Origin of the sequence: Tannerella forsythia (genome assembly GCF_001006485.1) — a bacterium.
Classification (GTDB): Bacteria; Bacteroidota; Bacteroidia; order Bacteroidales; family Tannerellaceae; genus Tannerella; species Tannerella forsythia.
This window is the reverse complement of the sequence record NZ_JUET01000080.1, coordinates 1-8,698: the sequence shown is the minus strand read 5'-3', so window position 1 is coordinate 8,698 and position 8,698 is coordinate 1. Positions and strand designations below refer to the sequence as shown.

The window sequence follows — 8,698 nt, the reverse complement described above, 5'->3', positions numbered from 1 at the left end:
GCTTAAAAAACTTAGGACGGTAGTAATATTATCCAAAGTGATGGCAAAAAGTATCCCTGATAAGCAATTAATAATCAGTCGTGCAAAAGTCGTACTTTGGATAATATTTTACTTGCGATAAGAAAACTTATCGCAAGTTGTGATAAATACTCTGAGGATGTGGACTTTGCTGTCATCAGTGAGAATATGAGTGGCAATCAAGTTAAGATGCTTTTATCCAACTTGATGAAAGAGGTAACAGCCGGCTTGACGGAGGATAAATCCTTTTCAGATATATCAAAAGGCTCAAAATATAGGAAGCAAGCCTTCTCCTATGATGCTCAGGTGGGTTTAGATGTGTCTGTAAATCCTATTCCTTCGAGAATTATTGTGGAAATCAGCGCATTTGCCAATCCTTTCCCTTATGAAAAAAGAATGATAGAGCCATTTGTAACCACATACCTGAAAAAGCGAAATATGGAGGATATGGTGACTCAATACCACCTTGAACCTTTTGAGTTGAATGTGTTGTCCCTCAGACAAACCTTGTGCGAGAAAACTGTTTCTCTCATTCGATTCTCTATAAGCGAGGATCCGTTGGCATCCTTATCGTCTAAAATCCGCCATTTCTATGATTTGAACGCATTGTTAGCTATCAAAGAATTGGAGGAGCATGTTTGTAGTGAAGAGTTTGTGAATGATGTGGAAACCTTGGTCAAACATGATCAAGAAGCCTTTGACGAGCCTGCCGGATGGAAAGACCTAAAAGATTTGAACCAATCTCCATTAGTGATGGATTTTGATAAGTTGTGGGATTCTCTGGCTCCCAAATATGAAGAGAATTTATCGGCAATAGCTTATAGAAAAATCCCGTCTTCAGAAACCATAAAGGCTTCATTCTTGAAAATATTGAAATCTCTGAGAGGGATTGACCTAACAAAAGAGTAAAGGTTATCTTACTATTGAAAGTTCAGAAGTTAGACTCTCTGAACAGAAATATGGATTGGGGATTTTGGCAATAAAAGCGATTTGTTGCCAAATCCCCAATCCATTTATCCTATCTCCATTTGGGTTTCGATATAACCACCCGGTTTATTACTCCTCGGTTGTCTTGTGGAGGTTGAGTGACTTGCTCTGATGGAGGAGTCTTTTCAGCTTGTTTATTTAGTCGTTCCTTAAGACAATTGTATTTATCTGATATTCAGCAAGAGATTCTCAAAAAAGTTTGTATATTATTGCAGGATTTAGTATCTTTACGGCATAAAACACTGCAAATTATGTTAGAAAAATTACCCGTAAAAGGACAGCGCGATATGTTTCGCCCCATGCTGAAAGATTTTATCAATAGGCAACACGAGCTTGTACTGTTGGCAGACAAGATTGATTGGTCATATTTTGAAGAAGAATTTGCTCCATTTTATTCAGACAAAGGAGCTCCGAGTGTTCCTCTTCGTATGATGGTGGGTTGCCTGATGCTCAAACACCTTTACAATCTTAGCGATGAAAGCCTTCCCGTGTATTGGGTTCGAGATGTTTATTTTCAGTATTTCTGCGGATGTGAATTTTTTGAGCATAAATTTCCTTTTGATCCGAGTGACTTTGTCCACTTTCGCAACCGTGTAGGCCAAAAGAGGGTATAGGAAAAATATTTGCATACAGCGTACAACTTCACGGTAAAAAGTTACCGGGTCAGGTGAAGTTTGTTCTTTCAGATACGACTGTTCAAGAGAACAATACCACTTTTCCTACCGATGCCAAGTTGTGTAAAAAGGTTATTGAGAAATGCAATTCAATTGCTCGGAAGGAAGGCATCAGGCAACGTCGGTGGTACACTCGTGAAAGTAAACAGTTGTTGCAAGACACGTACAACGGCAAACATCCCAGAGGGATGAAAACGGCCAACAAAGCAAAACGCCGTTTGAAAACGATTGCCAATATTCAGCTTCGTGAACTTGACCGCAAAATGGATGAAGAGCAAAAAAAGAGATACGAACAGGAACTTTCACTCTATAAGCGTGTCGTGAATCAAAAGAAAAACGACAAGAAGAAAATCTACAGTCTGCACAAACTTTTTACCCGCTGCATTGCCAAGGGCAAGGCACATAAGCAATATGAATTTGGTAATAAAGTTGGGATAATCACCACAGGAAAAAGAGGGCAAAAAGTAATCACGGCAGTAAAAGCATTTTTAGAAAATCTTTATGATGGCGACACAATAGACCCGCTACTCGAACAGATGGAAACCAACAATTTGAAATTACCCGAAGAGTTGGTTTATGACCGTGGAGGTAGAGGGCGAAAGCAGATAAAAGGCGTAACAATAATCACTCCCGATAAGCCCAAAGCAAAAGACACCGCTTATCAGAAACGACAAAAACGGAACAAGTGCAGAGCTCGAGCAGCAATAGAACCCATCTTCGGACATCTTAAAAAAGACTTCCGCGTGGAACAGAATTACCTATGGAACGAAAAAGGGATACAAATCAATGCTTACATGGCCGCTACTGCTTGGAATTTGAAGAAAATGATGGAAAGGCTAATGGAAAACTTTTTATATTTCATTTTTCGATGGCTTTTACCCACAAAACAAAATATATTTTTCAACATAAATCGATTTTATAAGGAACGACTATATAGGTCATGAAGCCCATACGGATGTAAGTTTTTTAGATTCTAGTGATACACTCAAGATTGTCCTTAGCTTGAGTGTATTTAGTCTGCGAGGAAGATTTTTGGGTGTAGAAAAGGGTGTAAATCACGTAACTTGTTGATTTACACCCTTATTTGCGGAGAGAGAGGTTTGTGAACCAACCTCTCCTATATCATTGTATTTTAGTCCGATACCAATTCTAACAATCAGTTGTGTAGCATTTTTGTAGCAGTATTTTGACTGCCTTTTGACTACTCTTCTGACTACCGATTGAAAGCACGCTCGCTCTCTTTTGGTGGGTACAAAGTTATAGAAAAACGGACGAACCACCAAACGTTTGTGCCTTAAACATTTATATTTTTTTCTGCTACATATCCCAGTGCACGGTGCAAGCCCCTATATATAAGGGGACTTGCACCGTGCACTGGAATCCTGTGAGAGAGACAGATTTATGTCTGTTTTTACTCTTGATTCTAAAATCTCTGCGTTATATTAAGCAGCACTCATATGCATTCGCTACTTATATTCAACCTTGCACCAAATGCAAGACGGATTGTATAGAGTGCAAACATTTGTGTGTAGCGGGTTGCTCTTGCGGCGGTGTCCTAATAACTTTACGGTTATGAATAAATTGCTAAAAATACTGAGATCAGCAAGAGAAGAAAAAGGGTTCTCGCAAGAGTATCTGTCTTATCAACTGGATGTTAGCTCCAGTACTATCTCTCGTTGGGAGATGGGCAAAACAGAGATGACCATACAACAGATAGAGCGTTACGCCACTGCTATAGAGGTCAATCTGCCACACCTATTTGCATCCCTTGCAAATGAAGACTCCCCTCCTTCTCCATTAGCAGAGATTCATGTTCTCGTGTTCTCCAAGGAAGCCTTTGACAAGATTGCAGAGATAATCTGTTCATTAGGATTTGAGAATGCGACCATGACAACCAAACGATTATGACTATGGAAATAATTGCAATGGAAAGCCAAGCCTATCAGGATTTGATAGACAGGCTCAATCGTATTGAGCAGTATGTGGCACGAACCTCTCATCTGATTCAAGACATAGACGATGAGTTGGAAATGACCACAAAAGACCTCGTTGAAACCTTGAATGTTTCAGAGTCCACCCTATACCGTTGGCGGAAGAAACAACTTGTACGCTATCGTTACACCGAAGGGGGCGATGTCCGTTACTTCTTCAAATCCCTTGTAATCGCGACGAAGTGTAACAGGCTCCGCATTTCAGGGATGAGAAATGATGAGGTCCTGGGACGCTTGAATCGTTTCAAAGACAATCTTATCATGAGTTCATGCGTCAATACTAAAAACCGATAACTATGATCGAAAAGGAACAAATCTTACTGCTTACCCAAGGGGGATTGAATGTATTCTCTCACTTCTTGGGTTTTGAGGTGAATTTGCACCGAAACTTCCGCAGTCCATTCTATGAAGACAGACGTGCTTCCTGCCACATCTATTATGACAGGAAAAGTTCTTCCTACAAGTTTTACGACCATGGCGATACCGCTTACTCTGGCGACTGCTTTTGGTTTGTGGCTACCTTACGAGGCTTAAACCTAAAAACAGACTTCCCTGAAGTGTTGCAAACCATTGTAGAGGAACTTAGGCTTCACTCTCTGTATGATGATGGAAAGCGAACTGCTTGTTCTTCTTTCCGTATTGAGCCACCAGCCCAACCAAAGCCAAGGAAAGATGCTCCTTCCAAAGAGGAAGAGCGTCCGTATGATTTTGAGATATTGCCATTTGATGATGCCCTGCTGAACTATTGGGCACATTATGGTATTGACGAAGACACACTCCGTCTTTTCCGGGTACGAAGTCTTAAACGCTACGAGAGTGTTTCGGCAGAAGGCAAGAAGTTTGAAATCTTCAGTTCTCCCACCGATCCGATATTTGCCTATCTCGGGAACGGCTATGTGAAGATATACCGCCCACACAGCACCAAGGTTCGCTTCCTTTACGGCGGACGCATGCCTGCCACCTATTGCTTTGGTATGGAGCAGATACCGACTAAAGGAGACATCCTTTTCATTACCGGAGGAGAAAAAGATGTCCTCTCCTTGCATGCACATGGCTTCAATGCTATCTGTTTTAACAGTGAAACGGCACAGATACCTGAAAGTATCATTGAAAGCCTGCAACTCCGCTTCCGTCACATCATACTATTATATGATTCTGACGATACAGGGGTACGTGAAGCTCGCCGACAAGTGGAACACTTGGAAAAATACAAGGTATTGAACCTCTCCCTGCCACTAAGCGGCGCAAAGAGTGAAAAGGACATCTCGGACTTCTTTGCTTTAGGAAATGGAGCAAATGACCTGAAAGATTTGCTTGCCAAGATGTTCTCAGACATGTACAGTCAAACGATGATGATGCTTCGCTCGTGTGAGATAGATTATGACAATCCTCCTGATGCCTCAAAATCGGTTGTGGCAGTCAATGGCGTTCCTCTTGGAACGCAGGATAACCTCTTTTGCATCACAGGAGGCGAGGGGACGGGAAAAAGTAACTACATTTCCGCAATCCTCTCCGGCACGTTAAGAGAGGAGAGGCTGTCTGCTGAACAAACGTTGGGATTGGAGATTACTGCCAATCCCAACGGCTTAGCCGTCCTGCACTACGATACAGAACAATCGGAGGCTCAATTACACAAGAACTTGGGACGGACACTTCGCCGTGCTTCACTTACGGCAGTCCCCGAGTTCTACCACTCTCTGTATCTGGCTTCACTTTCCCGAAAAGACCGACTGAAACTTATCCGTGAAAGTATGGACTTGTTCCATCACAAGCACGGAGGCATTCACCTTATGATCATTGACGGAATCGCAGACTTGATACGCTCGGCCAACGATGAAAGCGAAAGCATAGCCATCGTGGATGAGATGTACCGCTTAGCAGGCATCTATAACACCTGCATTATCTGTGTATTGCATTTTGTCCCGAATGGGATTAAACTCCGTGGACATATTGGCTCGGAACTGCAACGCAAGGCAGCGGGTATTCTATCCATAGAAACTGACGACAATCCCGAATACTCTGTTGTCAAGGTTATAAAGGTACGTGACGGCAGTCCTCTCGATGTGCCGATGATGCTTTTCGGCTGGGATAAGGAGGCCGATATGCACGTCTATCGTGGCGAAAAGTCGAAAGAAGACAAGGAGAAACGAAAAATCGATGAACTGATAGCCGTTGTCAAGGAAGCGTTCCGAAACAAAATCACACTTTCCTATCAAGAACTTTGTGAGGTTTTGATGCGAGAAATGGAAATCAAGGATCGCACGGCAAAGAAGTACATCGCCTATATGAAAGAACAACGTATCTTGGCACAAGATAGCAATGGTAACTACCAAAAAGGGGAACTATGCCATACTTAGACTTTAATCCCGATGATGTCTGGCAGAAACATCTGTTTGAGCGCCTGATGTGTGTGGAGGAGAAACTTGATCAAATGCTTGTTTTACAGGAACAAGTCATAAACACCTCTGTTCGACCTCCTTTGAAGCCTGAATACTTGGACATCATAGATGTTTCTAAAATCCTAAAGGTGGAGCAGAAGACCATTTACAACTGGGTTTGGGCAGGGAAGATACCCTATCTAAAAGCCAACGGACGCTTGCTGTTTCTGCGTGAAGAGATCGATGAGATGCTGCGAAAACGAGATGAATGCTAGTGAATCGCATAAAATTCTTGCCATTTACTTTGCCGGAATAAAATAAATGCTTACCTTTGCAAGCGGAAAGATAGTTGCAGGTTGCTGCACTTCAAAGATAACAGTACTCGCTTGGCATACCGTAAGATCTGCCAGCGAGTCATTTTTTTATATACCATATGGCTAATAAAGAATCGCGTTCTATTCAAGAACAAATAGAATTGCTAAAGCAAAGAGGTATGATTATAAAAGATGAGGACTTTGCTTGTCTTCATCTGAGGAATATCAGTTACTATCGACTAAAAGGCTATTGGTGGGATATGCAGAAAGACAAAAACAACCATGTCTTTCAAAGAGGATCCTGCTTTGAGGATGTTATTGCGCGGTATTCTTTTGATAAAGAATTACGGCTTATTCTATTTGATGCCATTGAAACAATAGAGATTGCCTTACGAACAAAGATGATTTACCATCTATCACAGTCCTATGGTGGTCTGTATTATATGAATGACTCTTTCTTTGTCAGTAAAGAACTTCATCAGCAGCATTTAGCGGACTTGATGAATGAATTTATGCGTAGCGGTGAAGTGTTCATAAAAGAGTACAAACGCAAATATGGAGTTTGGGAAGATCGGAAATGTGTATCTCTCACCCAGCAACCTGATGCATGGGTTATTTTTGAGGTAGCTACCTTCGGGACGCTTTCAAAAATATATAAGAATCTCAACCATCAAATTCCAGAAAAAGCTAAAATTGCTAATGAGTTCGGACTCAATCTGCATAATGAGCTATCAAGTTGGTTGGAGGCTATTTCTTATTTGAGGAATATCGTTGCCCATCATTCTCGAGTATGGAGTCGCACTATGGTGAAACGTCCAATGGACGTCAGAAACCCCAAAAGGATTTGGTTGCAAAATACTCTTCCGGAAGCTGCACAGAAGAAGCCGTATCTTGTGATTACTGCAATGCTTTATCTGTGTAAAGCTATTGATGCTGGAGACAGTTACAAGAAGAAAATTATTACTTTGATAAAAGAGAATCCTCAAATACCCATTTATAAGCTTGGATTTCTTAATAGATGGAATGAGGAGCCTATTTGGGGAGACGAATAAAAGAAACGGGAGTATACCAAAATATTGGATACTCCCGTTTCTTTATCTTAGTTTGGGTTTGGATATGACGACTCGACTCATCACATCATTGTCCTTTATTTTCTCCTGCGTGAAGAGAGCGATGAGATGCTGCGAAAACGTGATGAATGGTAATTGCTCTTCCTTTCTGCTTAGGCTATTTTGTTGTGTAAATACTTGCATTTACACAACAAAATGACTACCTTTGCAAAAAGAACAAGCAGCATGACAAGTAAGAGCATTAAAAACAAGATTGCAAGTTTTGAGATGGGAAAAGTTTTCCGACTGGAAGACTTAGGACTTTCTCGTACCGAGCAAAATGCGGCTGTGGTTGCTTTAGGAAGACTGGTTCAAGAAGGAGAGATAAAACGACTCAGCCCGGGGACCTACTACAAACCTAAGCGAACTCGATTTGGTGTTGTCGGTCCATCTATGGAAGAACGATTCCGTGACTTACTATACGACAACGATACCCCTATAGGCTATCTGACAGGGTTCTATGCATTCAACTTGCTCGGATTGACAACCCAGCAGTCTGCAACTCTTGAAGTAGGAACCAACTTTCCTAAACGAAACGGAAAGCGAGGGATATATGCTATCCGTTTTGTATTACAGAGAAATCCAATTAGTCGGGATAATATCGAAATGTTACGTCTACTGGACTGCTTGAAATGGATTAAGAAGATACCGGATACGACTACCGACAAGTCGTATATTCTCCTAAAGAAGAAAGTCAATGAATATGCGAAGGTGGAGAAAAAGCAACTGGTAGAACTTGCATTGAAATACTCTCCACTCACGCGAGCTTTGTTGGGATCTATGCTAACCGACGAATTACTTGCGACTACATTATATCAAACATTAAGTCCGCTTACACGATTTAGAATCGGACTATCACCAAATTTAGTTTCTAATCAATGGAACATACAATAAAAGAGTACCTACATTTAGATCCTGAATCATTCATGGATCTTGTACAGACCTCTTCCGAGGATTTGAAAATCCCTGTACAGTTAATAGAGAAAGACTATTATATCTCAGAAATACTTCGTGCATTATCCAAGAGCTCTTATAGTCAGCAAATCGTATTTAAGGGCGGAACGTCCTTATCCAAGGCTTATCTATTGATTGATCGGTTTTCTTATCACAAGTAAAATATTATCCAAAGTGCCAATAGATATATATTTCCATTTATTTGATTATCAATAACACTTTTGATAATATTATCAGATAATATTTGTGTTACTTTGTACTTGTGCACCTCAA

The 8,698-nt window shown here is 41.1% G+C and carries 9 protein-coding genes and 2 pseudogenes; all 11 read left to right on the top strand.

The features are described from left to right. Positions 1–96 precede the first annotated feature (96 nt). Positions 97–927 (top strand): nucleotidyl transferase AbiEii/AbiGii toxin family protein, encoded by an 831-nt coding sequence (locus Tanf_RS07935; RefSeq protein WP_046825492.1) that lies wholly within the window; start codon positions 97–99, stop codon positions 925–927. Between the two features lie 329 nt (positions 928–1,256). Beyond that, complete coding sequence (locus Tanf_RS15560) at positions 1,257–1,619, top strand: transposase (protein WP_231964057.1); 363 nt, start codon at positions 1,257–1,259, stop codon at positions 1,617–1,619. A gap of 53 nt (positions 1,620–1,672) precedes the next feature. Next, on the top strand, positions 1,673–2,623 hold the full coding sequence (locus Tanf_RS07930; RefSeq protein WP_236684414.1) for a transposase: 951 nt from the start codon (positions 1,673–1,675) through the stop codon (positions 2,621–2,623). 628 nt (positions 2,624–3,251) lie between these two features. Next, positions 3,252–3,587 (top strand): helix-turn-helix domain-containing protein, encoded by a 336-nt coding sequence (locus Tanf_RS07925; RefSeq protein ID WP_004584883.1) that lies wholly within the window; start codon positions 3,252–3,254, stop codon positions 3,585–3,587. 2 nt (positions 3,588–3,589) lie between these two features. Next, on the top strand, positions 3,590–3,964 hold the full coding sequence (locus tag Tanf_RS07920) for a MerR family transcriptional regulator (protein ID WP_004584882.1): 375 nt from the start codon (positions 3,590–3,592) through the stop codon (positions 3,962–3,964). Between the two features lie 2 nt (positions 3,965–3,966). Next, positions 3,967–4,279 (top strand): annotated as a pseudogene (locus tag Tanf_RS16405) (bifunctional DNA primase/helicase); the annotation flags it as partial. A gap of 29 nt (positions 4,280–4,308) precedes the next feature. After that, positions 4,309–6,027 carry an AAA family ATPase gene (locus Tanf_RS07915; RefSeq protein WP_370573266.1) on the top strand — a complete coding sequence of 573 codons (1,719 nt, stop codon included), beginning with the start codon at positions 4,309–4,311 and terminating at the stop codon, positions 6,025–6,027. Further along, positions 6,015–6,323, top strand: a complete 309-nt coding sequence (locus Tanf_RS07910; RefSeq protein WP_004584878.1) for a helix-turn-helix domain-containing protein — start codon at positions 6,015–6,017, stop codon at positions 6,321–6,323. Before Tanf_RS07915 ends, Tanf_RS07910 begins: the two co-directional genes overlap by 13 nt. Before the next feature lie 158 nt (positions 6,324–6,481). Continuing rightward, positions 6,482–7,414, top strand: a complete 933-nt coding sequence (locus tag Tanf_RS07905) for an Abi family protein (protein WP_004584877.1) — start codon at positions 6,482–6,484, stop codon at positions 7,412–7,414. Positions 7,415–7,657: 243 nt separating this feature from the next. Continuing rightward, positions 7,658–8,365 (top strand): DUF6088 family protein, encoded by a 708-nt coding sequence (locus Tanf_RS07900; RefSeq protein WP_004584875.1) that lies wholly within the window; start codon positions 7,658–7,660, stop codon positions 8,363–8,365. Continuing rightward, positions 8,350–8,574, top strand: a pseudogene (locus Tanf_RS14300) (nucleotidyl transferase AbiEii/AbiGii toxin family protein); the annotation flags it as partial. The gene Tanf_RS07900 and the pseudogene Tanf_RS14300, both read left to right, overlap by 16 nt. Between the last annotated feature and the right edge of the window lie 124 nt (positions 8,575–8,698).

What these genes read in the sequence shown, in the direction of transcription:
- Tanf_RS15560 (WP_231964057.1), top strand. Translation starts at nt 1,257, where the DNA reads ATGTTAGAAAAATTACCCGTAAAAGGACAGCGCGATATGTTTCGCCCC.
- Tanf_RS07925 (WP_004584883.1), top strand. Translation starts at nt 3,252, where the DNA reads ATGAATAAATTGCTAAAAATACTGAGATCAGCAAGAGAAGAAAAAGGG.
- Tanf_RS07920 (WP_004584882.1), top strand. Translation starts at nt 3,590, where the DNA reads ATGGAAATAATTGCAATGGAAAGCCAAGCCTATCAGGATTTGATAGAC.
- Tanf_RS07910 (WP_004584878.1), top strand. Translation starts at nt 6,015, where the DNA reads ATGCCATACTTAGACTTTAATCCCGATGATGTCTGGCAGAAACATCTG.
- Tanf_RS07905 (WP_004584877.1), top strand. Translation starts at nt 6,482, where the DNA reads ATGGCTAATAAAGAATCGCGTTCTATTCAAGAACAAATAGAATTGCTA.
- Tanf_RS07900 (WP_004584875.1), top strand. Translation starts at nt 7,658, where the DNA reads ATGACAAGTAAGAGCATTAAAAACAAGATTGCAAGTTTTGAGATGGGA.